19 protein-coding genes and 2 pseudogenes are annotated in these 24,515 nt (G+C 64.9%); 9 read left to right on the plus strand and 12 right to left on the minus strand.

The window, feature by feature from the left end; all coding sequences use genetic code 11:
• Nucleotides 1–112 precede the first annotated feature (112 nt).
• From EJ071_RS05955 to EJ071_RS05980, 6 genes are all read right to left on the minus strand, one after another.
• Nucleotides 113–2,167, minus strand: coding sequence for a M3 family metallopeptidase (locus EJ071_RS05955; protein ID WP_126097249.1), 2,055 nt, complete (start codon nucleotides 2,165–2,167; stop codon nucleotides 113–115).
• Between the two features lie 336 nt (nucleotides 2,168–2,503).
• Nucleotides 2,504–2,917, minus strand: a complete 414-nt coding sequence (locus EJ071_RS05960) for a nuclear transport factor 2 family protein (RefSeq protein ID WP_126097250.1) — start codon at nucleotides 2,915–2,917, stop codon at nucleotides 2,504–2,506.
• Nucleotides 2,918–2,925: 8 nt separating this feature from the next.
• Nucleotides 2,926–3,570 (minus strand): carbonic anhydrase, encoded by a 645-nt coding sequence (locus EJ071_RS05965; RefSeq protein WP_126097251.1) that lies wholly within the window; start codon nucleotides 3,568–3,570, stop codon nucleotides 2,926–2,928.
• Between the two features lie 142 nt (nucleotides 3,571–3,712).
• Entirely contained in the window at nucleotides 3,713–4,489 is a 777-nt protein-coding gene (locus EJ071_RS05970; RefSeq protein WP_126097252.1) for a DUF429 domain-containing protein, read from the minus strand.
• A gap of 87 nt (nucleotides 4,490–4,576) precedes the next feature.
• Entirely contained in the window at nucleotides 4,577–5,461 is an 885-nt protein-coding gene (gene pdxY, locus EJ071_RS05975) for a pyridoxal kinase PdxY (protein WP_126097253.1), read from the minus strand.
• Nucleotides 5,462–5,473: 12 nt separating this feature from the next.
• The gene (locus tag EJ071_RS05980; RefSeq protein WP_126097254.1) at nucleotides 5,474–5,725 is read right to left on the minus strand and encodes a hypothetical protein; all 252 of its coding nucleotides are present in this window, start codon (nucleotides 5,723–5,725) and stop codon (nucleotides 5,474–5,476) included.
• Nucleotides 5,726–5,879: 154 nt separating this feature from the next.
• Here EJ071_RS05980 and EJ071_RS05985 point away from each other — a divergent pair, with 154 nt between their 5' ends.
• The 5 genes from EJ071_RS05985 (at nucleotide 5,880) to ppa (ending at nucleotide 9,504) form a co-directional block, all read left to right on the plus strand.
• Nucleotides 5,880–6,524, plus strand: coding sequence for a LemA family protein (locus tag EJ071_RS05985; protein ID WP_126097255.1), 645 nt, complete (start codon nucleotides 5,880–5,882; stop codon nucleotides 6,522–6,524).
• A gap of 226 nt (nucleotides 6,525–6,750) precedes the next feature.
• Nucleotides 6,751–7,542, plus strand: coding sequence for a YgcG family protein (locus tag EJ071_RS05995; protein WP_245460309.1), 792 nt, complete (start codon nucleotides 6,751–6,753; stop codon nucleotides 7,540–7,542).
• Nucleotides 7,543–7,547: 5 nt separating this feature from the next.
• A complete protein-coding gene (locus EJ071_RS06000) occupies nucleotides 7,548–8,186 on the plus strand; it encodes a TPM domain-containing protein (protein WP_126097258.1) in 639 nt (212 codons plus the stop codon).
• Nucleotides 8,187–8,334: 148 nt separating this feature from the next.
• Nucleotides 8,335–8,841, plus strand: a complete 507-nt coding sequence (locus tag EJ071_RS06005) for a GNAT family N-acetyltransferase (RefSeq protein ID WP_126097259.1) — start codon at nucleotides 8,335–8,337, stop codon at nucleotides 8,839–8,841.
• A 129-nt stretch (nucleotides 8,842–8,970) separates the two neighbouring features.
• Complete coding sequence (ppa, locus tag EJ071_RS06010; RefSeq protein ID WP_126097260.1) at nucleotides 8,971–9,504, plus strand: inorganic diphosphatase; 534 nt, start codon at nucleotides 8,971–8,973, stop codon at nucleotides 9,502–9,504.
• Nucleotides 9,505–9,770: 266 nt separating this feature from the next.
• Here ppa and EJ071_RS06015 read toward each other — a convergent pair.
• Nucleotides 9,771–10,366: pseudogene (locus EJ071_RS06015) on the minus strand (hypothetical protein).
• Between the two features lie 325 nt (nucleotides 10,367–10,691).
• Complete coding sequence (locus tag EJ071_RS06025; RefSeq protein ID WP_126097261.1) at nucleotides 10,692–11,309, minus strand: TetR/AcrR family transcriptional regulator; 618 nt, start codon at nucleotides 11,307–11,309, stop codon at nucleotides 10,692–10,694.
• A 78-nt stretch (nucleotides 11,310–11,387) separates the two neighbouring features.
• Between EJ071_RS06025 and EJ071_RS06030 the strand changes: the two genes are divergently transcribed.
• Nucleotides 11,388–12,671 carry an MFS transporter gene (locus EJ071_RS06030; RefSeq protein WP_126097262.1) on the plus strand — a complete coding sequence of 428 codons (1,284 nt, stop codon included), beginning with the start codon at nucleotides 11,388–11,390 and terminating at the stop codon, nucleotides 12,669–12,671.
• A 258-nt stretch (nucleotides 12,672–12,929) separates the two neighbouring features.
• Nucleotides 12,930–14,504: an alkaline phosphatase gene (locus tag EJ071_RS06035; RefSeq protein WP_126097263.1), complete on the plus strand. Its 1,575-nt coding sequence runs from the start codon at nucleotides 12,930–12,932 to the stop codon at nucleotides 14,502–14,504.
• A 218-nt stretch (nucleotides 14,505–14,722) separates the two neighbouring features.
• Here EJ071_RS06035 and EJ071_RS06040 read toward each other — a convergent pair whose 3' ends face one another.
• Nucleotides 14,723–15,010 carry a hypothetical protein gene (locus tag EJ071_RS06040; protein ID WP_245460172.1) on the minus strand — a complete coding sequence of 96 codons (288 nt, stop codon included), beginning with the start codon at nucleotides 15,008–15,010 and terminating at the stop codon, nucleotides 14,723–14,725.
• Nucleotides 15,011–15,205: 195 nt separating this feature from the next.
• Here EJ071_RS06040 and typA point away from each other — a divergent pair, with 195 nt between their 5' ends.
• On the plus strand, nucleotides 15,206–17,035 hold the full coding sequence (typA, locus tag EJ071_RS06045; protein WP_126097264.1) for a translational GTPase TypA: 1,830 nt from the start codon (nucleotides 15,206–15,208) through the stop codon (nucleotides 17,033–17,035).
• 57 nt (nucleotides 17,036–17,092) lie between these two features.
• Here typA and EJ071_RS06050 read toward each other — a convergent pair whose 3' ends face one another.
• From EJ071_RS06050 to EJ071_RS06065, 3 genes and pseudogenes are all read right to left on the minus strand, one after another.
• Entirely contained in the window at nucleotides 17,093–17,719 is a 627-nt protein-coding gene (locus EJ071_RS06050; protein WP_126097265.1) for a DUF1062 domain-containing protein, read from the minus strand.
• 646 nt (nucleotides 17,720–18,365) lie between these two features.
• On the minus strand, nucleotides 18,366–18,689 hold the full coding sequence (locus EJ071_RS06060) for a YciI family protein (RefSeq protein ID WP_126097266.1): 324 nt from the start codon (nucleotides 18,687–18,689) through the stop codon (nucleotides 18,366–18,368).
• A gap of 185 nt (nucleotides 18,690–18,874) precedes the next feature.
• Nucleotides 18,875–19,436, minus strand: a pseudogene (locus EJ071_RS06065) (peroxidase-related enzyme).
• 132 nt (nucleotides 19,437–19,568) lie between these two features.
• Between EJ071_RS06065 and EJ071_RS06070 the strand changes: the two are divergent.
• Nucleotides 19,569–24,341, plus strand: a complete 4,773-nt coding sequence (locus EJ071_RS06070) for an NAD-glutamate dehydrogenase (protein WP_126097267.1) — start codon at nucleotides 19,569–19,571, stop codon at nucleotides 24,339–24,341.
• Nucleotides 24,342–24,515: the final 174 nt, after the last annotated feature.

A 24,515-nucleotide genomic window follows, 5' to 3' on the forward strand; every position in this document is an offset into this window, starting at 1 on the left:
AACTGCCGCGACGCCCTAATGGTGGCGAAGGAGAACGTCGGCGCTTCACGCGCAACGACCCCCTCTGGCCGCTACGCGGCCATCTCCCCCTCGAGGGGGGAGATTACCGGCGCTACACCAACCCTCTTTTCACCATCATCGCCTCGGGCGAGGGCATCTTCCCGCGGAACGCCGTATAAAGCTCTTCCGGATCCTTCGAGCCGCCGGCGGCGTAGATGTTCTTCCGCAGCCGCTCCGCCAGTTCCGGATTGAAAGGGTCGCCGGTCTCCTCGAAAGCAGAGAAGGCGTCGGCGTCCAGCACCTCCGACCACATGTAGGAATAGTAGCCGGCCGAATAGCCGTCGCCGGCAAAGACATGGCCGAAATGCGGGGTCCGATGGCGCATTGCGATGGTGTCGGGCATTTGCAGCATTTCGAGCGTTTCGGTCTCGAAACGAAGCGGTTCGACCGGCGCGTCCGGACGCGCGTGGTAGGCCATGTCGATCAGAGCGGAGGCGGTGAACTCGACTGTGGCGAAGCCGGCGCCGAAGGTGCGGGCGGCGAGCATCTTGTCGAGCAGGTCTTTAGGCATCGGCTTGCCGGTCTTGACGTGCAGCGCATGCTTTTCAAGCACCGCCGGCACCGTTAGCCAGTGCTCGTAGAGCTGCGAGGGCAGTTCAACGAAGTCGCGGCTGACCGAGGTGCCGGAGACCGACGGCCAGGTGACGTCGGTCAGCATGCCGTGCAGCGCATGGCCGAATTCGTGGAACAGGGTCTTTGCTTCGTCGACCGACAGCAGCGCCGCCTCGCCGGCCGGCGGCTTGGCGAAGTTCATGATGTTGTAGATGACCGGCTTGGCGCCGTCGCCGAGTTTATAGCCGGACTTCAGCGCGCTCATCCAGGCGCCGGAGCGCTTTGACGGCCGCGCGAAATAGTCGGCAAGGAACAGGCCGCGCTCGCTGCCGTCGGCGTTCTTGATCACGAACGCGCGGGCGTCTGGATGCCAAACCGTGATGCCCTTCTTCTCCTCGAAGGTGATGCCGAACAGTTTTGTGGCGACGTCGAAGCAGGCCTCGATGACGCGTTCCAATTGCAGGTAAGGCTTCAGCTCCGCCTCGTCGAAGGCGAATTTCTCGGCGCGCAGCTTCTCCTGGTAGAAGCGCCAGTCCCAGGCTGCGAACGTCTCGTTGCTGCCGGCCTCGTTCGCCAGTCGTTCCAGGTCCTTCCGGTCGGCGGCCGCCTTCTCAAGCGCCTTTTCCCAGACCGGGTCGAGCAAATCATGCACGGCCTTTGGCGTCTTCGCCATGGTGTCGTCGAGCTTCAGCGCCGCGAAGGATGCGTAGCCGAGCAGCTTCGCCTTCTCGGCGCGCAGTTTCAGCATGTCGCGCACGACATCGGTGTTGTCGCTGGCGCCGCCGTTCTGGCCACGCATGATGAAGGCGCGGAAAGCGGTCTCGCGCAGGTCGCGGCGCTCGGAGAAGGTCGAGAACGGCTCGTAGATCGAGCGCGACAGCGTCACGGCATAGCGGCCCTTCTGGCCACGCATCTCGGCGGCTTCGGCCATCGCGCTCTTCAAAAAGTCCGGCAGGCCGGCAAGGTCGGCCCCGTCGAGGAACAGAGCCCAATCGCGCTCGTCGGCGAGAACGTTCTGGCCGAATTTGGTGCCGAGCGAGGAGAGTTCCTCATTGATGGCCGCGAGCCGCTTCTTGCCGTCAGCGTCGAGCTTGGCGCCCGAACGCACAAAACCCTTCCAGGTCTTTTCCAGAACACGCAGCGTTTCGGGATCGAGATTCAGGCTGTCGCGGCGCTGGTAGAGGTCGTCGATGCGGGCAAACAGCTTCTCGTTCATCGAGATCGCCGAGAAATGCCGCGACATCTTTGGCGATATGTCGCGCTCCATCGCCTGGATGGTGTCGTTGGTGTGGGCGCCGGCGCGGCACCAGAAGATCGACGAGACATGGTCGAGCGGCTCGCCGGCAAGCTCGAGCGCGGCCAGCGTATTTTCAACGGTCGTCGCTTCGCTGTTGCCGGCGATGGCGTCGATCTCGGTCTGATGCGCCTCCAGCGCCGCGTCGAAGACCGGGCCGAAATCATTATCGCCGATGCGCGAGAAATCCGGCAAGCCGAGCGGGCCTTGCCAAAGGGTCAGCGGATGGGCGGCGAGGTCGACGGTTTTCGAAGATGACATGAGCGATTCCGGTGGGCTGGATGAGGTGGGGTGCCTCGGATGTAGGGCGATGCCGCGCACCGCGCAACACGGGTAGCCCCAGGATTCGCCTTTAGAGCACTCAAGGGGTAAAGCGATTAGCTGTTTTCCGTGAAACGATGAAACGCGCTGGTTCATCGCAAACGCTGGAGATTGGCTGAAGCCTTCCGAACCTCGTCGTCCTCGGGTCTGCGCTGCGTCGCTTCGCTCCTTGCTCCGCCCGTGGATGACGAAGAGACGGGCGTTTCGGCCAATCTCCTGGGCATGCGACCCACCAACGCAAACATAGCCGACCGGCGAAAATCTCTGTGCTGGGAACTAATAACCGCTGCAGTCCTGCGCGATCGCGGTCTGGGTGCTTGCAGTGATGCGTCCGCCGACGACGGTGAAGGTCTCGCGCATCAGCGTGTCGTTTTCGGGGAAGTCGTAGCAGGCGAGCACCGTGGTCTCGCCGTGCTCGCTCTTCTCGATGCGGTGGCGGATCGCGGCGCCGGCGACGGCGTCTTGCCACTGGTCGATCGAGTCGATGAATTCCTGCTTGTTCTGGACGACGCCAAGGTCCTCGAGCGTCATGCGCGCGTCGTCGGCAAGCAAGGCCGATAATTCGGTGCGGTCGGCCGCCAGCAGCGCCGAATACCAGCGATCGATGATCACGCTGTCGTCGGCGCGAGCGGCAAGGAGCGAGAACAGCAGCGCGACGGCGGCAAGGACGGAGCGAAAATGACGATGCATCCCCCGCCTCACTCCATTTCCAGCCGCTCGAAATCGCCGGTTTCCTTATTCATCACCCAGAGCTCGCCGGTCGAGATGTCGAACCAGGCGCCGTGCAGGGTGAGCCTGCCCTTGCCTTCCAGGATCGAGACGCAGGGAAAGGTCCGGAGATTGGCCATCGAATAGCGGATCGAGATGCGCTCCAGCGCGGTCTGGCGCTCTGTCGCCGTCATGAAAGTGCTGGCCGCCACCGTCTCGGCGGCGGGCGCGATCAGGCTCATCCATTTGCCGATGAAGTCGCCGGGCGAGAGCGGCGCCGAATTGGTGTCGAGCGCGGCGCGGATGCCGCCGCAGCGGCCGTGGCCCATCACCACGATGTTCTTGACCTTCAGGCTCTGCACGGCAAATTCCAGTGCAGCCGAGGTCGAGTGGTACTCGCCGTCCGGCTCGTAAGGCGGCACCAGATTGCCGACATTGCGCAGCACGAAGAGCTCGCCGGGGCCGGCATCGAAGATCGCTTCCGGCGCCGAGCGCGAATCGCAGCAGGCGACGATCATCGTCTCGGGTGATTGGCCGTCGCGGGCCAGCGAGCGATAGCGTCCGCTTTCGGCGGGATAGCGGCCGCTCATGAAGTTGCGGTAGCCGGTCAGCAGATGCTCGGGGAGGTGAGGCATGGGCGGCGTCTTGACCCTTTCCGGGTTGGATGCGGCTGCACGTTCTATTGCGAGAAAGGCTCTAGCGGCAAAAGCCGGTCGCGAGCAATGCCGAATTGCGGATGGCTCCGTCGCATTCGCGATGCGTCAGGCCCCCGTTCGACTACGCCCAGATCGCAACCTGAATGCCGAAACGGTCGGCCATGGGCGGATCGGGTGATGGCCGCGCCTCGCCGCTGGCGATGCGCCCGGCAATCAGCATCATCGCGGCCGCGTCGAGGAAGTCGTCGCTGGCGGCGCCCCTCGGCGGCGGCTGGTCGAGAAAGAATTTCTCATAGCCATGCCGGCAGAGCAGCGCTTTGCGCTCCTCCATGCCGGCCGGATTGACGGCGCCCTTGATCTTCTTCGGCAGAGTCATCGCCACGCCGGCGTTCAGCCGGCAGAAGGCGACTTCCGGGTGCGATTCGAAGACGCGGCAGCGCGATTCGGGCCGCGCGATCAGAAGTGCGTCGATCTCGCGGATCTTGGCAAAGATGCCGAAGGCCTGGATGGAAACGCCGCGCGGCGGATCGGAGGTCGTCATCGCCACCTCGCTCGCCCGGCGATGCGCGGCATACCAGGCCTCGATCGTGGTGAAGTCGCTGGTGTCGGCATAAAGCGCCGCGCGCGAGGGGATGGCAAAGACGCTCGATTGTCTCGCCCCAAGCAACGGCCGCACCACCGCTTCCGGCCCGCGGCCGCCCCGGCTGGAAAAATCCGGCAGGCCGATCGGCATGTCGACGGCGATCGTGGCATCGGGCAGCGTGTCGAGCAGCGCCTGGAAGCTTGGGAAGACCGAGACCGATGGCGCGGCGCCGGTTTCGCGATGCACGGCGATCCAGCCGGCCTTGCAGCCGTCGACGCCCACCAGGGCGGAATGCAGGTTAGTGGAAGTCTGCATCCCGCTCTGTCTGTTTGTTTAGCCGCATTTCTGCGACGCCAAGTGATTCCACTTGGCTGCAAAATGCTTTAGCGCCGCCACCCGGCGTCACGCCCGCTTGTCCCGCCCGGGGTGAAGCAGATGACGAAGCTGAACCATCGCCATCGGATGCGACAGGCTTTGCGCATCGGTCTCGAGCTGCAGCTCGTCGCCGCCGCGTTTTGCCGTACGCGCCAGGATCTCGTAGACGGCGGTCGTGGTCGACTGCAGCGCCTTCGCCGGCGGCTGGCCGGACAGGATGCGGGCGAGGTAGACGGCGGCCGTCAGGTCGCCAAGCCCGTTCGGCGGCCTCTCGATCAACCGGTGCTCGGCAAGCAGCGCCTGGCTGCCGTCGAGCAGGAAATTGCCGGTGCCGCCCATCAGCATCGACGGCGCCGAGGTGACCAGCATGGTCGACGGGCCGGCGTGAAGGGCGGCCGCCGTCACCGCCTTGATGTCGGGCAGCGGCGCGCCGGCCATCCATTCGAGCTCATAGCGGTTGGGCGTGGCGATGTCGGCGATCGGCATCAGTCTGTCGCGCAGCGCCGCGGCCGTCGGCTCCGGCACGTAGAGCCCACCGGAATCGCCCATTACCGGGTCGCAGACATAAAGCGCATCCGGCGTCCTTGCCTTGACGGCGGCGACCAGCGAGGCGACGGCCTCGGCCTGGCCGGCCTCGCCGAGATAGCCCGAGAGCACCGCACGGACCTCGCCAAGCCACGGCGCGCGTTCGAGATCGGCCAACAGCGCCTTGAACTGGTCGAGCGCCGGCACGATGCGGGTGGCGCGGCTGTGGCCGGGGTGCCAGGGCAGGATGACGGTGGGCACCGCCCAGACCGGAAAGCCCAAAGTCTCCAGCGCGAATACCGCGGCGCGGTTGCCGACCGAGCCGCGGGCGACATGGCTGGAGATGACGATGACCGCGCGCGGCGCGTCGGTTTTTTCAGCATTCATGGAGTTTGATTCCTAGCCACCCCGCGTGGCGACATACACCAGCCAGGCCAACAGCCCAATGGCGACGATGAGGCCGAGCGTCCGGCCAATGCGGGTGCCCCAATATTCGATCGGATCGGAGCGGTCGGCGTCCGCGGCGATCACGCGGTCGCGCGTGTCCTTTGCAACACGGGCGATGAAGGAGGTGCCGCCCGGCGCCGTCTCGCGCGCCACGCGCTCGAGGATGCGGCGCGATTCGCTCTCGTCGTCCCGGCGCTCGGCCATGGCAAATGTCCTTTCCTGCCGGGAGCTTAGCCTGTTCGCGCAGGTATTCACAGAGGCGCCCGGCAGGCCCGGAGCGACATCATAGCGGGTTATTTTCTTGCGCGTGGATTGTGCTATTGCTTCGCATGCAACTTTGACCCGAGGGGAACCAATCATGTTTGCCGAGCGCCTTTCCCTGCCCTCCGCCTTCCGCAGTTTGCCGGCCTTGCTGATGATGGCTTTCGTGCTGCCGCTGCTTGCCGGCTGCGGCTACAACACCATCCCGACGGCCGAGGAAAACGCCCGGGCGGCCTGGAGCGAGGTGCTGAACCAGTACCAGCGCCGCTCGGACCTGATCCCGAACCTGGTCGAGACGGTCAAAGGCTATGCCTCGCATGAGAAGGACACGCTCGACGCCGTGGTCGAGGCGCGCGCCAAGGCGACGCAGATCACGGTCACGCCGGACACGTTGAAGGATCCGGAAGCTTTGAAGAAATTCCAGGATAGCCAGGCGGGGCTGACCAGCGCGCTGTCGCGGCTGATCGCGGTGTCGGAGAACTATCCCGACCTCAAGGCCAATCAGAATTTCCTGGCGCTGCAGGCGCAGCTCGAAGGCACCGAGAACCGCATCGCAGTGGCGCGTCGAGACTACATCCAGGCGGTCAGGGATTACAATCTGACGCTCAGGACCTTCCCGTCGGTGCTTTGGGCGACGCTCTGGTTCCGCGGCAATGAGCCGTTTGCGAACTTCACCGTCGAGGAAGACAAGATGCACGTGCCGAAGGTGGATTTCGGGACGAGCACGAAGCAGGGCGGGTGATCCCGTCGTCGGAATAATCCCGCGAGAAGACGGACCGCTGGCGTGTTGATACCCCCCTCTGTCCTGCCGGACATCTCCCCCTCAAGGGGGAGATCAGCAGCTTTGCCGGTTTCGCCAATCTCCAACCTAGCAGAAGATTCACGGCGGGCGACGACAGCCAATCTCCCCCTTGAGGGGGAGATGTCCGGCAGGACAGAGGGGGGCGCGACGGAACGCCAAGCTTAACATCCTTGGCGTTCTTCTCTGCCTCCTCCTCCCCCTCGCCGCTATCGCCGCCGACCTCCCGGCCCTCACCGGCCGCGTGGTCGACAATGCCGGCATCATCGATGCCGGCACACGCGCGGCGCTGACGCAGAAACTTGCCGACTTCGAGACGAAAGGCTCCGACCAGATCGTCGTCGCCACCATCCCCAGTCTCGGCGGCGAGGAGATCGAGCCTTACGCCAACCGCCTGTTCCGGTTCTGGAAGCTCGGCCAGGCCAAGGAAAACAACGGCGTGCTGCTGCTGGTCGCGCCCAACGACCGCAAGATGCGCATCGAGGTCGGCTATGGGCTGGAAGGCACGCTGACCGACCTGCACACCAAGCTGATCATCGAAAACGACATGGTGCCGGCATTCCGCGCCGGCGACTTCTCCGGCGGCATTACCAAGGCCGTCGACGACATGATCATGGTGCTGGAGGGCAATCCGGAGGAGCTGGAAGCGCGCGGCAAGCGCAACGAGCAGGCGCCGTTCAACTCCGACGACCTGTTCTTCGCCATCTTCATCACCATCTGGGCGCTGATCTTCTTCGGCAGCATCGCGCTGACGGTGCTGCCGCCGATCTTCGGCCAGAAGATCGGCCCCGGCCGCTATCGCTGGCTCGGCATGACGTTCGAGCCCGGCCGGCGATCCTCCGGGGGCGGCGGCGGTTGGTCGTCGGGCGGCGGAGGCTGGTCCTCGGGCGGCGGCGGTGGCGGCGGGTTTTCCGGCGGTGGCGGCTCGTCGGGCGGCGGCGGTTCTTCGGGAAGCTGGTGAGGACCATGGCGACGCGACCGATCAGCCCTGAGGACCATGACCGCATCGCCGACGCGATCCGCGCCGCGGAGGCAAAGACCGATGGCGAAATCTACTGCGTCGTCGCCCGTGCCAGCGACGGCTATTTCTTCCCGGCCGCGTTCGCGGCGGCTCTCGCAACACTCATCGTCAGCCTGGCGGTGGCTTATGGGCTCGAAGCCTGGTGGCTGACCATCCGTCTGCCGCATTTCGTGCTCGCCCAGCTGCTGGCGCTGGGCTGCATGCTTGCGCTTCTGTGGGCGCTGCCGGGCTGGCGCATCCATCTGGTGCCGAGGCGGCTGCGTTACCAGGCGGCGCACGCCAATGCGATGAGGCAGTTTCTCGCCCGCAACGTCCACCGCACGAGCGCGCGCACCGGCGTGTTGATCTTCGTTTCCATCGCCGAGCGCTATGCCGAAATTGTCGCCGACAGCGGCATCGACGCCAAGGTCGGCCAGCATGTCTGGGACGGCGTGGTGCGGGAGCTGACCCGGCACGCCGGCGACGACCGGCTCGCCGACGGTTTTGTCCGCGCGATCGAATCAGTCGGCGCGGTGCTCGCCGAGCATTTCCCGGTCACCGAAGGCGATACCAACGAGCTCGACGATCACCTCGTCGAAATCTGACCGGACCTGTCCGCAAATCCGCGTCGCTGGGGTCGTTTCGAGCGGTTTCCGCGCTTCCGGCGCCGGCAAGTTCGCCTGTGCGAAAGCGGCGGGCGCGACAGTGCGGACTCTTTGCAAGCGGGCGAAGCGGGTCTATGGTTAACAAATCATGAACACGCTGACGATCGACATCCGCAAAGCCGACCCTCGCGATGCAATCGCCATCGCCGAAGTGCATCAGGAAGCATGGCGCGGCGCCTATTCCGGCATCATCCCGCATCGCACGCTGACGGCCATGATCAATCGTCGCGGCCCCGATTGGTGGGCGAACGCGATTCGCCGCGCGGCCACCGTGCTGGTGGTCGAGATCGGCGGCACGATCGCCGGCTATGCCACGATCGGCAAGAACCGCGCCAAGGAGCTGAGGCAGCAGGGCGAGATCTACGAGCTTTACCTACGCCCGGAATATCAGGGCATTGGGCTCGGCAGCCGGCTGTTCAAAGCCGCGAAGACGCGCCTTGCCGACCACGGCCTGAGAGGCCTGGTGGTGTGGGCGCTGGAAGATAATTACAACGCTTTAGCCTTCTATGCCGGCAATGGCGGCCGCGACATCGCCGAGGGCGTCGAGGTCTTCGAGCAGAAGGCGTTGAAGAAGGTCGCCTTCGTCTGGGAATGAGGCGCCGCCCGCCTAGGTTACAATCCATCACAAACTGTGCGCTTCCATCAGCGTTCGGCACCATTCGCCGCATTGCACCATGACGCGTGTCCCGCTATCGGTCACACAAGATTGAGAGGGATTTGAGCCATGCGTATCGAAGCCGTGCCTACCGGGAAGAACCCGCCTGAGGACGTCAACGTCATCATCGAGGTGCCGATCGGCGGCGAACCGATCAAGTACGAGATGGACAAGGAGGCCGGCACGCTGTTCGTCGACCGCTTCCTGCACACCTCGATGCGCTATCCCGGCAATTACGGCTTCGTGCCGCATACGCTGTCGGGCGACGGCGACCCGATCGACGTTCTGGTCTGCAACACGCGCGCGCTGGTGCCGGGCTGCGTCATCAACGTGCGGCCGATCGGCGTGCTGATCATGGAAGACAATGCCGGCCAGGACGAGAAGGTGATCGCGGTTCCCTCGCCCAAGCTCACGCTGCGCTACGAGAACGTCACCGAATACACCCACCTGCCCGACATCACCCGCCAGCAGGTGCAGCATTTCTTCGAGCACTACAAGGATCTCGAGCCCGGCAAATGGGTCAAGATCGAGGGCTGGCACGATTCCAAATACGCCAAGAAGATGATCGTCGAAGCGATCGAGCGGGCGAAGGCGGCCAAGTAGGGCGAAGCGGTAGCCAATGCCGCAGCTACGGGGGCTTGGGCGAAGCCTTCAACGTCGTCATCCTAGGGCGTAGCAGGAGCGCAGCTCCGTCGCGGAGACCCTAGGATCCATTCCGTGACCTTGGTCGAAGGTCGCGGCGGAACAGAATTCCTGCACCGTAGCAACGCCTTGATGTAACGGCATGGATCCTTGGGTCTGCGCCGCGTCGCTTCGCTCCTTGCTCCGCCAAGGATGACGAAGCTGCGGACGCCTCGGCGAATCAAGCTCTAGTTATCCACCCGGCCGAAGTCCGGCACGTTGCCGATCACCTCGCGCTTGTCCTTGCCGCAGGCAAAACCCTTCGCCTTTTCGTCGGCGAGCTTGCGCGCCTGGTCGTTGGCCTGAGCATTGCCGGTGGCCAGCACCAGGCCGACGGTGCAGCCTTCATGCTCCTCCGGCTGCGCGACCTTGGCGACGACCAGCACCTCGGTCGGCTTGTTCTCGTCTTCGGGGTTGCTGATCTCGCGGCGGTGAATGACCGCGAAGGGCACGGCCTTGTCGCCATTGGTTTCGATCCGCCACTCCACTCGACCTTCGGACCCGCGGTGTTGAGCCCGGAAAAGCTTTCCCAGACCGCGGTCATGTCGTCGGAAGGAAAGCCGTAATAGACGGACTCGCGGGCATCGTCATAGCCGATCAGCACCGGATAGCCGCGATAGCCCGCGCAGGCGAGGCTCGCCCAGTCACCGTCGCCTTCTTGCGCCTGGGCGTAGGTCACGCAGTCCTTCTTCCAGTCGAGATCGGTATAGGCGCTGGAAATATCGCCGGCATGGGCCGAGCCGCCGAGGACAGCAAGAATAGTAACAGCAAGCAGGACACGCATTTTGCCAGGACCTCCGTTTTGCGCGGCAGCGTAGCGTCAAAACTCGCGGGGGCCTAGGGATGCCAGGTCGGCGCGGAGGGGGCAAATTGTCGAGGCCAGCGCTGCCCCTCACCTGCCTGCCGGCATCCTCTCCCCGTATAGTGACGGGGAGAGGGGCGCTCTCCTGGATGGTTTCGCCAACAGCCGGCGTTGCAGGAAAAGTGCCGAGGCAGCGGCCAGTTCCCTTCTCCCCGTCACTATACGGGGAGAAGGTGCCGGCAGGCGGATGAGGGGCAGCGCGGGCGCTGAGAATTGGCCGCAGTCAAACGGTTCGTCGGCGGAACCGCTATTTCTTCAAGCTCGCTTCAATCAGCAGATCGGCGTTGCGGGCGACCGACGCCGCCGGTCCGCCGAGGCCGAACAACTGGCCGCTGATATAGGCGCCCTCGATGAGGAGCAGCAGTCCGTCGCCGAGCGTGTCGGAATCGCCGGCGCCCATTGCCGCCGCCATGGCGCGCAGACGCCGGCGCAGTTCGACTTTGTTGTTCTCGCTCACCACCCGCGCGGGATGCCCGTGCTCGGGATATTCGACCGCCGCGTTGGTCATGCCGCAGCCGCGATAGTCCGGTTTCTGCGTGCGCTTGCCGACGCGGGTCAGGAAGGCGACGATCTGCGCGCGCGGATTGCCCGGATGCGCGTCGACGGCTTCGTCGAAACGCTCCCAGAATTCGAGGTCATACTTGCGCAGATAAGAGGCGGCGAGCTCGTCCTTCGACGGGAAGGTACGGTAGAGGCTGGGCTTGGTGACGCCGGCGCGCCTGACGATCTCGTCGACGCCGATCGCCCGGATGCCTTCGCGATAGAACAGGTCACGCGCCACGTCGAGTATCTTGTCGGCGGCCTTCGGTGCCGGCGCGGCGGGAACCTCGTTCATCGACGCTTCAATTTTATTGTCCGATGACATCCAACAAACTCGCTTGACAATGTTACTGACCGGTACGTATGTATGGCGTCATTCCATTGCAACGTACCGGTCAGTAACATGATAGCTCAGTCCCGCCCGTTTGGCCAGCGCTACGCCTTCGTCGTCGTTGCCGTCATCTTCGTCTGCCTGCTGATCGCCGCCGGGCTCCGCTCCGCGCCCTCCGTCATGATGCTGCCGCTGGAAGAAAGCTTTGGATGGCGGCGCGACGTCATCTCGATGGCCGCCGGCGTCGGCATCCTGCTCTATGGTCTCACCGGTCCGTTCGCGGCGGCGCTGATGGAGCGGATCGGGCTGCGCCGCACGCTGCTTGCCGCGCTGCTGATCATGTCGGGCTCGACGGCGCTCAGCCTGCTGATGACCGAGCCCTGGCATCTCTTCATCACCTGGGGCGTGTTTTCCGGCATCGGCTCGGGCGCGGTGGCGAGCGTGCTCGGCGCGACGATCGTCAATCGCTGGTTCAAGACCAATCGCGGTCTGGTGATGGGGCTGATGTCGGCCTCCAGCGCCACCGGCATGCTGGTGTTCCTGCCTTTGATCGCCTCGCTGGCCCAGGCCGGCGGCTGGAAGCCGGTGGCGATCGCCGTGGCGCTGGCAACGGCCGCGCTGATCCCGCTCGTCCTCCTGCTGGTGCCGGAGCGTCCGGCCTCGATCGGCCAGGTGCGCTTCGGCGCCGACGCGGACGACGTGCCGCCGGTTTCGCCGGCCTCGCAAGGCAATTTCCTGGCGCATACGCTCAACACGCTGCGCCGCGCGGCAGGTACCAGGGTGTTCTGGTATCTCTTCGCCACATTCTTCGTCTGCGGCTTCACCACCAACGGTCTCGTCGGCACGCATCTCATCGCCTTTTGCGGCGACATGGGCATCGGCGAGGTGCAGGCGGCCGGGCTCTTATCGATGATGGGCATCTTCGACCTGATCGGCACGACGCTGTCCGGCTGGCTCACCGACCGCTTCGATCCGCGCAAGCTGCTCGGTGTCTATTATGCCGTGCGCGGCCTGTCGCTGATCTATCTGCCCTATTCGGGCTTCTCGGCGGTCAGCCTGATCATCTTCGCCGTGCTCTATGGGCTCGACTGGATCGCCACGGTGCCGCCGACGCTGCGGCTCGCCAACGAAGCCTTCGGCGACCGCAGCGGCCCGATCGTCTTCGGCTGGATCGTCGCCGGCCACCAGGTGGGTGCGGCCGCGGCTGCTGCCTTCGGCGGCACGATGCGGGAATTGCAGGGCAACTACGAGCTTGCGTTCATGATCGCGGGTATGACGGGTATCGCGGCGGCCTGTATCTCGCTGTTGATCAATACCACCAAGCCGGCTTTCGAACCGGAGCCGCAAGCGGCTTGAGGTGGCTTAATCTCCCCCCTCGGGGGAGATGGCCGCGGAGCGGCCAGAGGGGGTCGGGCCGACCGGGCTCGGCCTACTGCTGCGAAGGGGGGTTGGCACTCCACGCGAGGCGACCCCCTCTGTCGCCTTCGGCGACATCTCCCCCTCGAGGGGGGAGATCACCTGTTCACTGTTATCAAAACTTCATGGTTCCGATATGCGCCTGAAACATTGAGGCGAGAGCTTGGCGGTCCCGTTCAACGCCATCCGGAGACAGCCATGAACAAGCTCTCGTTGACCCGCCGCGCTTTCGTCACCTCAGCCAGCGCCTTTGGCCTTGTCGGCGCCTCCGGTCTCGCGCTGCCCTACTATTCGCGCGCCAGCCAGCGCCCGGCCTTCACCCACGGTGTCCAGTCCGGCGACGTCGACGCCACCTCCGGCATGGTCTGGACCCGCACCGACCGCCCGGCGCGCGTCATGTACGAAGTGTCGACGACTGAGAGCTTTTCCGATGCGACGAGGCTTGCGCCGATCGATACCTCGCCGGCCAGCGACTATACGGTAAAGCGGCTGCTCACCGACCTCGCCTCCGACCAGGACATTTTTTACCGCATGGTCGCCGCCGACCTTTCCGACATCAACGCCGTCTCCGAGCCGATCGTCGGCCGTTTCCGCACCGCGCCGGCCTCCAAGCGCGACGTGCGCTTCGCCTGGTCGGGCGATACCGCCGGTCAGGGCTGGGGCATCGACGACATCGGCATGAAGACCTACTCCACCATCGCCAAGCACACGCCCGACTTCTTCCTGCATTCCGGCGATACGATCTATGCCGACGGCGCCATGAAGGACGAGGTCGATCTGCCCGGCGGCGGCAAGTGGAAAAACGTCGTCATGGTCGACGGCAAGCGCAAGGTCGCCGAGACGCTGGACGAATACCGCGACCAGTGGAAGTACAACATGATGGACAAGCACGTGTTGGGTCTCTCCGCCATCTGCCCGACCTTCTACCAGTGGGACGACCACGAGGTGCTGAACAACTGGTCGGATTCGAAGGATCTCACCGCGGACAACCGCTACAGCGAAAAATCCATCCATGTGCTGGCGGCCCGCGCGGCGCGCGCTTTCCATGAGATGACGACGATCCGCTACGAGCCGTCGGAGCCCGGTCGCGTCTACCGCAAGATCGCCCACGGGCCGTTGCTCGACGTCTTCTTCCTCGACATGCGCTCCTATCGCGGTCCCAACGGCCCCGGCATGGAAGAGACGCTGACGCCGAAGTCGCGCATGCTCGGCGAGCAGCAGACGCAGTGGCTGAAGCGCGAGCTGGCGAATTCCAAGGCGACCTGGAAGATCATCGCCGCCGACATGCCGCTCGGCCTCGTCGTCTGGAACGATGCCGCCAAGAAGGCCGGTGCCGAGGCGGTCAGCAACGGCGACAATGGCGCGCCGAAGGGCCGCGAGCTCGAATTCGCCGATCTGCTGCGCTACATCAAGAACGCCGGCATCACCAACACGGTGTGGCTCACCGCTGACGTCCACTATACGGCGGCGCATTACTACAACCCCGACAAGGCCCAGTTCCAGGATTTCAACCCGTTCTGGGAGTTCGTCTCCGGCCCGATCCACGCTGGCACGTTCGGCCCCAACGACCTCGACATGACGTTTGGTCCGGAGCTGAAGTTCATCAAGGCGCCGACCGCCGAGCAGGGCCAGAACCTGCCGCCGTCGGCCGGGCTGCAATTCTTCGGGCTGGTCGATATTTCCGGCGCCACCGAGCAGCTCACCGTGCGGCTGATGGATCGCGACGACAACGAGCTCTACAAGGTGACGCTCGACCCGGTGCGGTCGGCGTAGGTTGGATAGGTAGGCGCGAGGCACCCCCCTCTGTCCTGCCGGACATCTCCCCCGCAAGGGGGGAGATTGGCAGCTCCGCCGGCAGCGCTTTTTCTGCGAAGTCGGCGATTGGCGAAAGCCGGGACGACATCTGATCTCCCCCCTTGCGGAGGAGATGCCTGGCAGGGCAGAGGGGGGTGTGCCGGAGTGCTAGCCTTGCCAGCAAGCCGTCGCGAAGATCAATCCGGATAGCAGGTCGCTGGAACGTTCGGCCAGACGGCGCTGTCGCAGTTGGCCGCCTTCTGCCGCTGCTTGAAGGCGGCGCTGACCGGGCCGGTGACGATCGGGTCGACACCGTCAGGGGCGTCGGCGAACATCTGCTGCGCGGTCTTGGCGTCGGGCGGCGAGATCGGGTCGGCTTCCCTCAGCGCCGCCGCCGACTGCGCGGCGCCGGCCGCGACCAGCACGCCAAGCGCTGCCCACGCGAAAACCGGACGCAATCTGGACATCTGATCGGTCATGAACATCGAACTGTCCGGCCCCTCAAAGGTTCCGCCTTGGTTAACAGAATCATTTCACACCAAGACGTTTAAGAATCAGTGACCATGTATTTGGGGTGGGGCCTCCCCTTTCGCAATTGCGAAAAACCTTGTATGAGCCGCGCAACCGAAAAAGGCGGCGCTTTTGGGCCTGCTGCCTGCAACGCTCCCGAGACCAGACAAATGAACCTCCGCAATATCGCGATCATCGCGCATGTCGACCATGGGAAAACCACGCTCGTCGACCAGCTCCTGAAACAGTCCGGCGCCTTCCGCGACAACCAGCGCGTCGCCGAGCGCGCCATGGATTCCAACGACCTCGAGAAGGAACGCGGCATCACCATCCTCGCCAAGGCGACCTCGGTCGACTGGAAGGGCACCCGCATCAACATCGTCGATACGCCCGGACACGCCGACTTCGGCGGCGAGGTCGAGCGCATCCTGTCGATGGTGGATTCGGCGATCGTGCTCGTCGACGCCGCCGAAGGGCCGATGCCGCAGACCAAGTTCGTCGTCGGCAAGGCGCTCAAGGTGGGCTTGCGGCCGATCGTCGTCATCAACAAGATCGACCGCCCGGACGCCCGCCACATCGAAGTGGTCAACGAGGTGTTCGACCTGTTCGCCGCGCTCGACGCCACCGACGAGCAGCTCGATTTCCCGATCCTCTACGGTTCGGGCCGCGACGGCTGGGTGTCGGAAAACCCCGAAGGCCCGAAGGACCAGGGACTGGCGCCGCTGTTCGACCTCGTCGTCAAGCATGTGCCGGCGCCGACGGTCCATCCCGGTCCCTTCCGCATGATCGGCACCATCCTCGAGGCCAACCCATTCCTCGGCCGCATCATCACCGGTCGCATCGAGTCCGGCACGCTGAAGCCCAACCAGGCGGTCAAGGTGCTGCATCATGACGGCACCCAGATCGAGACCGGCCGCATCTCGAAAATCCTCGCCTTCCGCGGCCTCGAGCGCCAGCCGATCGAGGAAGCGCAAGCGGGCGACATCGTGGCGATCGCCGGCCTGTCGAAGGGCACCGTCGCCGACACCTTCTGCGATCCGACGGTGAGCGAGCCGCTGCATGCGCAGCCGATCGACCCACCGACGGTGACGATGTCCTTCCTGGTCAACGACAGCCCGCTTGCCGGCACCGAGGGCGACAAGGTGACCAGCCGCGTCATCCGCGACCGCCTGCTGCGCGAGGCGGAAGGCAATGTGGCGCTGAAGATCGAGGAATCGGCGGAGAAGGATTCCTTCTTCGTTTCTGGCCGCGGCGAATTGCAGCTTGCGGTGCTGATCGAGACGATGCGCCGCGAAGGTTTCGAGATCGCCGTGTCGCGGCCGCGCGTCGTCATGCAGAAAGGCGAGAACGGCGAATTGCTGGAACCCGTCGAGGAAGTCGTCATCGACGTCGACGAGGAGCATGCCGGCGTGGTCGTGCAGAAGATGTCGGAGCGCAAGGCCGAGATGGTGGAGCTGCGCCCCTCCGGCGGCAACCGCCAGCGCCTCGTTTTCCACGCGCCGACGCGCGGCCTGATCGGCTACCAGTCGGAACTGTTGACCGACACGCGCGGCACCGCCGTGATGAACCGGCTGTTTTACGCCTACGAGCCGTATAAGGGCGAGCTGCCCGGCCGCACCAACGGCGTGCTGATCTCCAACGAGCAGGGCGAGTCGGTCGCCTATGCGATGTGGAACCTGGAAGACCGCGGCCCGATGATCATCGATCCGGGCGTCAAGGTCTATCAGGGCATGATCATCGGCATCCATTCGCGCGACAACGACCTCGAGGTCAATGTCTTGAAGGGCAAGAAGCTCACCAACATCCGCGCGGCCGGCAAGGACGAGGCGGTGAAGCTGACGCCGCCGGTCCGCATGACGCTGGAACGGGCGCTGGCCTGGATCCAGGACGACGAGCTGGTCGAGGTGACGCCGAAGACCATTCGCCTGCGCAAGCTCTATCTCGACCCGAACGAGCGCAAGCGCTTCGAGAAGTCGGCCAGGGTGATGGGCGCGGCGTAGGTTTTTTTCGTAAGCAGTCATAAAGGGAGCGAGTTGTCGCTCCCTCCCCCTTTCATTTCATACGCTTGCGGCCGAGAGGATGGCGTCGCGGTCGGCCTCGCCGGTAAGGTCGATGCGGACCGCCGTGCTGTTGCGCGCCGGCTTGCGCAAAGCTTTGGTGTTGCCCGGTTCGATGACGAGCCGCTTTTGCTCTTCCCAGCCCTGCAGCCTCGACCGGGAGACGCCCAGTTCGCCTGCAAGCAAGCGGTCGAGCCGCAGGGGCGTTGCGGCGTCGAGCCTAAGCTCAAGTCGAAGCGCGGTCGCGCTTTCCGGACTGCCATCCAGCAGCTCTTTTCGGATCGCGACGTCAGCAAATTCCTCGATCCGGCCAATCCGATTTCTGAGCGCCACGGCATCGAAGGCGTGGTTGTGGATAAGCGCCGGATCGTTGCCTTCGAGCGCCGCCAGCAGTGCCGGCTCGATGTCGTACCGATTTCGCCGTTCCAGAATGGTGAAATTCCAGGAGTTGTCGCACTCCGCGCAGCGGTAGATCAGCCAGGCGTCGATGCGCTTGCCGTTGGCGTTGACACGGAATTTGCTGCTGCACCGATAAGGTCTGACGCCGCCGCAGTGGTTGCAGTTGATGAGAGGTCGAGGCGCGATTGCGGGCGCGATCGCCCAGCGAATACGCAGATATTGAGACATGCCGGTAGGCCCTTCCCGTCGGGAAGTCCGTCAGGCCGGCAATGTCCGAGATGCCCGCGCGGGCACGGTGTGGCGAAAAGCTGTTTTGTTAGAAGTCAGGCGTCCGCACGCGGGTCGCGAGCGACGGCGGTCAGCAATGCCAAACCGGTCTCGAAACCGCCGCCTGAAGAACACATGAAAAATGATGCGGGCGCCGCCAATGCTGCGCCTGCGGTGCTTTCGGGGAGTAGACGAGACCGGCGGTTACTGAGGCAAAGTCAGGCTCGAAATGGATGAAGGGTGAGCTCTTTTAGCGGTGAGGTGGCGGAGGGGCAAGGACCGACAGGGCGACGGATCGGCTCAACTCATTCTCGAACGCCGGCGCTGCCCCTCATCCGCCTGCCGGCACCTTCTCCCCGTATAGTGACGGGGAGAAGGGGAGGACGCGGCTTTTGCGCCCTTCCTCGCGGCGCTGACGGTTGGCGAAATCAATGATGAGAGCGTCCCTCTCCCCGTCATTATACGGGGAGAGGATGCCGGCAGGCAGGTGAGGGGCGGCGCCGACGCTATTTCAGAGGGACAAAACAACCGCTGGTCGCAGGTGCCTCTTCGTTGGCTGCGGCTCACCCGGCACGTCGGCCGCGGCGATCGCCGACGCTCCTGAGTGTCACATCATCTCGATGATCGGCGCGATCTCGACACTGAAGGCCGGGTTCGTCAGGATCGGGCAATCCCTGGCCTTGGCGACGGCATCGTCGATGTCCTTCGCCTCGACGATCGTATAGCCGGCGGTCGGGTTGCTGCCGCCATTGTTCTCGACCGTGCCGCCGGACAGCACCGTTTTCGACATGCCGACAGGATTGCCGCCGTCGACGACCGCGGAGCCGAGCTTGTCGTACCAGCCGGTCCAGGCGTCCATCGCCGCTTTCCGCTCGGCTTCCTCGGTCGGCATTTTGCCGGAGCCATGATAGACATAGAGATATTTCGCCATGCTCTCCTCCATTTTTGGCGGCGTCGAACCGGCATGCGGCCACGCCGCCCGTCGATATGCGGCCATGCGCAATCGTTGATATGCGGCTATGGCCCCAACATGCGGCTATGCCGCGATCGTTGATCATCGGACCAAACGGCGGGGCGGGCAATGAAAAATTCGAAGTAGCTAATGTAATATCGGCTTCACCGCGCCATGGCGTGATATTCGGGGTTCGGCCGCATGTCGACCGCGGCCGCCACTCGGTTCGACATGTTGAAGAAGGCGGCGGTCGAGGCGATGTCCCAGATGTCTCGATCGGAGAAGCCGGCCTGCCGCAGGGCGGCGCGGTCGGCCTCGACGATTTTGCCGGCTCCTCCGTCAGCTTGACCGCGAATTCGAGCATCGCGCGCTGGCGAGGGGCAGGTCGGCGGCGCGGAAGTTCATCACCATCATCTCGCCGAGCGCAGGCTCGCCCGACAGTTGCCGCACCGCCGCGCCATGCGCGGTCAGGCAGTAGAAGCACTGATTGATCGAGGAGACGGCGACCGCGATCATTTCGCGCTCCAGCTTCGACAGGCCGGAATCGCCCAGCATCAGGTCGTTGTACATGTCGGTGAAGGCGCGCAGCTTCTTCTCGTCGAAGGCGTAGGCCAGAAGCACGTTGGGCACGAGGCCGAGCTTCTCCTCGCATTTGGCGAAATAGGCTTTCGTGGCCTCGCTGAGCTCCGCCTGGACCAGGTCGAGCGCGGTAATCCTGTCGGTCATGATCGTTCTCCTCGCGGGGGCGGCGATGGCATCGGTTCGATTTTTTTAAAGCGTCGTCAAACCTTTGTCGCCAAACAGCGGTCATCTGGCTACCATAGTCGCAAAAGCATGCCACGGGAGGGAATTGGCGTCATGGCCAGCGTGAAATCCAAGCCGAAGAAGAAAGCTGCAGCCGCCGCAAGAGCCGAGGAGAAGCCAGCGAGGCTTGCCGACTATCTGCTTGCCCGCGCACCGGCGGAGGATGTCGCGGCCTATGACGTGGCCGACCTGGAGCGCGCGGGCGAACTCGCCAGCCGGGCCGTCGCCGGTCACAAAAAGGGTGAGAGCGTCGTGGCGGTCGAAGCCGATTCAGGCGTTTCCTGCGGCGGCAGGCCGGTCACGGTCATCACCGTTGTCAACGACAACATGCCGTTCCTGTTCGATTCCATCCTTGGCGAGATCGCCGAGACCAGTGGCGAGCCGACGCTTGTCACCCATCCGATCGTCACCGTGCGGCATGGCAAGAGCGGCGTCGCCGAGGTTCTGGGCGACGCCGGCAAGGACGAGGACGACCGGCTGAGCGTCGTTCATGTCCACATCCCGCGGCTGACCGCGGAACAGGCAACCGCGCTCACCGAGCGGCTGCGCAAGATACTCGGCCAGGTCCGCGCCGCCGTCACCGACTGGAAGCGGATGCTCGCTCGCCTCGACCAGGCGATTTCCGAATTCCGCTATTCGGCCGTGCCGCTCGACAAGAAGAGCGTCGCCGAGGCGATCGCCTTCCTCGAATGGTTGCGCGACGACAATTTCACCTTCCTCGGCATGCGCGAGTTCAAATATATCGGCGAGCAGGAGAGCGGCACCCTGGAGCGCTCCGACAAGCCCGGCCTCGGCATCCTGTCCGATCCGGACGTGCTGGTGTTGCGGCGCGGCACCGAGGCGGTGACGACGACGCCGGAAATCCGCGCCTTCCTGCACGGACCGGAGCCGCTGATCGTCACCAAGGCGAACGGCAAATCCCTCGTGCACCGCCGCATCTATCTCGATTACATCGGCATCAAGACCTATACGGCCAAGGGAGCGCTTGCCGGTGAGCTGCGCATCGTCGGGCTGTTCACCTCGACCGCCTACACGCGCTCGGTGATGAAGATCCCCTATCTGCGCTCGAAGGCCGAGACCGTGATTTCGAAATCCGGTTTCGACCCGCACGATCATTCGGGCAAGGCGCTGATCAACACCCTGGAAAGCTATCCGCGCGACGAGCTTTTCCAGGTTCCGGTGCCTGTCCTCAGAAAACATGCCAACGCCATTCTCGGGCTGATCGAGCGGCCGCGGATCAGGGCGCTGGTCCGCATCGACCAGTTCGACCGTTTCGTCTCCATCATCGTCTTCGTGCCGCGCGACCGTTACGACAGCGTCGTGCGCGAAAAGATCGGTACCTATCTCAAGACCGTGTTCGAGGGACGGCTCTCGGCTTACTATCCGGCCTTTCCGGAAGGCGGGCTGGCGCGCGTTCATTTCATCATCGGCCGCTCCGGCGGCAAAACGCCGAAGATCGAGCAGGCGGCGATAGAGGCGGCGATCCGCGACATCGTCCGCACTTGGGAGGATGCGCTCTCCGATGCCGCGGAAGCGGCCGGCAGCGACCCGACGCTGAAGGCAATCGCTGCGCGCTTCCCGGAAAGCTACCGCGATACCTTCAGTGCTGCCGTGGCGCTCGCCGATGCCGGGCGCATCGCCAGGATCGGGCCCGACAATGCGATCGCCATCGACTATTACCGCCATGCCGACCAGAAGCCGCACCAGGCGGCGCTGAAGATCTATCATTATGGCAGCCCGGTGGCGCTGTCGCGCCGTGTCCCGGTGCTGGAAAACATCGGCTTCCGCGTCATCAGCGAGCGCACCTTCGAGGTCGGCGACGAGGGCTCCGGCAAGGTCTTCATCCACGATATGGAGCTGGAGAACAGCTACGGCAAGGCGATCGACCTAACCGACGGCGGCGCGCTGTTCGAGGACGCCTTCCTGTCGGTCTGGCGCGGCGATGTCGACAATGACGGCTATAACGGGCTGGCGCAGACCGCGGGTCTCTGGTCGGGCGAGATCACCATCTTGCGCGCCTATGGCCGCTATTTGCAGCAGGCCGGCATTCCGCAGAGCCAGGATTTCCTCGCCGCCGCGCTCAACCGCTATCCCGAAATCGCGCGCGGCCTGCATCAATTGTTCGTCGCCCGCCTCGGGCCGACGGCCGAAACCGAAGGCGTGGTCGCCGCCAAACACCTCAAAGCGAAGATCAAGGACGCGCTGGAAGAGGTGCCCAACATCGATGACGACACCATCATCCGCCGCTACCTCAACCTGATCGAAGCCTCGCTGCGCACCAATCATTTCGTAGCCGATACGAAAGCGAAGGGGCAGTCGCTGGCGATCAAGCTCGACTCGCAGGCGGTCGAGGGCCTGCCGGCGCCGCGGCCATGGCGCGAGATCTTCGTCTACGGCTCGGCAGTCGAAGGCGTGCATCTGCGCTTCGGCCCGGTCGCGCGCGGCGGCCTGCGCTGGTCGGACCGCGCCCAGGACTACCGCACCGAAGTGCTGGGCCTGGTCAAGGCGCAGCAGGTCAAGAACGCGGTCATCGTGCCGGTCGGCGCCAAGGGCGGCTTCTATCCGAAGAAGCTGCCGATGAGCGCCGGCCGAGACGCGATCTTCGAGGCCGGCACCTCGGCCTATAAGAACTTCGTCTCCAGCCTGCTTTCGATCACCGACAATATCGGCATCGACGGCGTCATCCCGCCGGCCGGCGTGGTGCGGCGCGACCAGGACGATCCCTATTTCGTCGTCGCCGCCGACAAGGGCACGGCGACCTTCTCCGACACCGCCAATGCCATTTCCGAGAAGCACGGCTTCTGGCTGGACGACGCCTTCGCCAGCGGTGGCTCGGCGGGCTACGACCACAAGAAGATGGGCATTACGGCGAAGGGCGCCTGGGAGGCGGTGAAGCGGCATTTCCGTGAGATGAACCGCGACATTCAGGCTTCGTCCTTCAGCGTCGTCGGCGTCGGCGATATGTCGGGCGACGTGTTCGGCAACGGCATGCTGTTGTCGCCGGCGACCAGGCTGATCGCCGCCTTCGATCACCGCGACATCTTCATCGACCCCGCCCCCGATATGGTCGCCTCGATGGCCGAGCGCCAGCGCATGTTCGCGCTGCCGCGCTCGTCCTGGCAGGACTACGACAAGTCGAAGCTGTCGGAAGGCGGCGTCATCGTCTCGCGCAGCCAGAAGTCGATCACGCTGCCGGCGGCGGCGGCGGCCGCGATCGGGCTTGTCAAAACCACCGCGACACCGGTCGAGATCATGAACGCCATCCTCAAGGCGCCCGTCGATCTTTTGTGGTTCGGCGGCATCGGCACTTACGTCCGGGCTTCCGGCGAGAGCAATGCCGATGTCGGCGACCGCGCCAACGACGCCATCCGCGTCACCGCGCTCGACGTGCGCGCCAAGGTCATCGGCGAGGGCGCCAATCTCGGCGTCACGCAGCGGGCGCGCATCGAATTCGGCTTGAATGGCGGCCGCTGCAATTCCGATGCCATCGACAATTCGGGCGGCGTCAACTGCTCCGACGTCGAGGTCAACATCAAGATCGCCTTGGCGTCGGCCATGCGCAAAGGCTCGCTGGCGCGGCCAGCGCGCAACAAGCTGCTCGCCGAGATGACCGACGAGGTGGGCGCGCTGGTGCTCTCCAACAATTACCAGCAGACGCTGGCGCTTTCGCTGGCGCGCAAGCGCGGGCTGGCCGACATCGCGCACCAGGCGCGCTTCATGACGGCGCTCGAGGCGCGCGGCCTGCTCGACCGCGCCGTCGAGACGCTGCCCTCGCCGGCCGCCCTTGCCGAGCGCGAGGCGCGCGGCGAGCCGCTGACCCGGGCCGAGCTCGGCGTGCTGCTTGCCTATGCCAAGATCGTGCTGTTTTCCGACATCGTCGCCAGCGACGTGCCGGACGATGCGCATTTCGACCGCGACCTGATGGGCTATTTCCCCGAGCGCATGGCGAAGAAATTCGCCGGCGAGATCCGCGATCACCGGCTGCGGCGCGAGATCATCGCGCGCGTCGTCGCCAACGACCTCGTCAACCGGGGCGGGCCGTCCTTCGTCAACCGGCTGCAGGAGGCGACGGGCCGCACCACGGCCGCTGTCGTGCGCACGTTCGCGGTGGTGCGCGACGGTTTCGCGCTGCCCGCGCTCTATCAGGAGATCGACGCGCTCGACAACCAGATCGACGGCCAGATGCAGCTCGATCTCTACCAGGCGGTCAGCCGGCTCATCTTCGTGACCAGCGGCTGGTACCTGAAGAACGATGCGGGTTCGGCACCGCTCAGCCAGCGCATCGCCGAGCTGCAGGAGGCGCGCAAGGCGCTGGAGCCGAAGCTCGTCTCGCTGCTGCCCGCCTTCTCGCGCGAGCGGATCGAGGAGCGGCGGCATGGCCTGTTCAAGGGCGGCGCGCCGGAGAAGCTGGCCGAGAAGCTGGCGCTGGCCGAGGTGGGCGAACTGATCCCGGACATCGCGCTCACCGCGCGCACGGCCAATGCCGACATCGTCAGCGCGGCGAAGGCGTTCTTCGCCGTCAGCGATGCCTTCCGCATTCCGCGCGTCGAGGAAGCCGCCCGCTCGATCATGCCGCCGGACTATTACGACCAGCTGGCGCTGTCGCGCGCGACCGACACCATCGGCGCCGCAAGGCGCGGCATCGCGGTGGCGGCGCTCACCGGCCATGGCAAGGCAGCCGATCCTGTCGCGGCCTGGCTCGAGGCCGGCGGCGAGCGCGTCGGGCGCATCCGCGAGCGGCTGCAGGCGCTGACCGAAGGCGGCGACATCACCGTGTCGCGGCTGTCGGTGGCCTCGGGCCTGATGAGCGACCTGACGGGGATGTGAAGCATCGCTGGCAACGCTGGCGCGGCCCCTCATCCGGCTGCCGCCACCTTCTCCCCGTATAGTGACGGGGAGAAGGGAGCTTGCCGCGACGCCGCGCCCTTCCTGCGAGGTTTGCGATTGGCGAAATCATTCGATGAGAGTGTCTTTCTCCCCGTCACTATACGGGGAGAAATC

This window comes from Mesorhizobium sp. M1B.F.Ca.ET.045.04.1.1 (assembly GCF_003952465.1).
GTDB lineage: Bacteria > Pseudomonadota > Alphaproteobacteria > Rhizobiales > Rhizobiaceae > Mesorhizobium > Mesorhizobium shonense.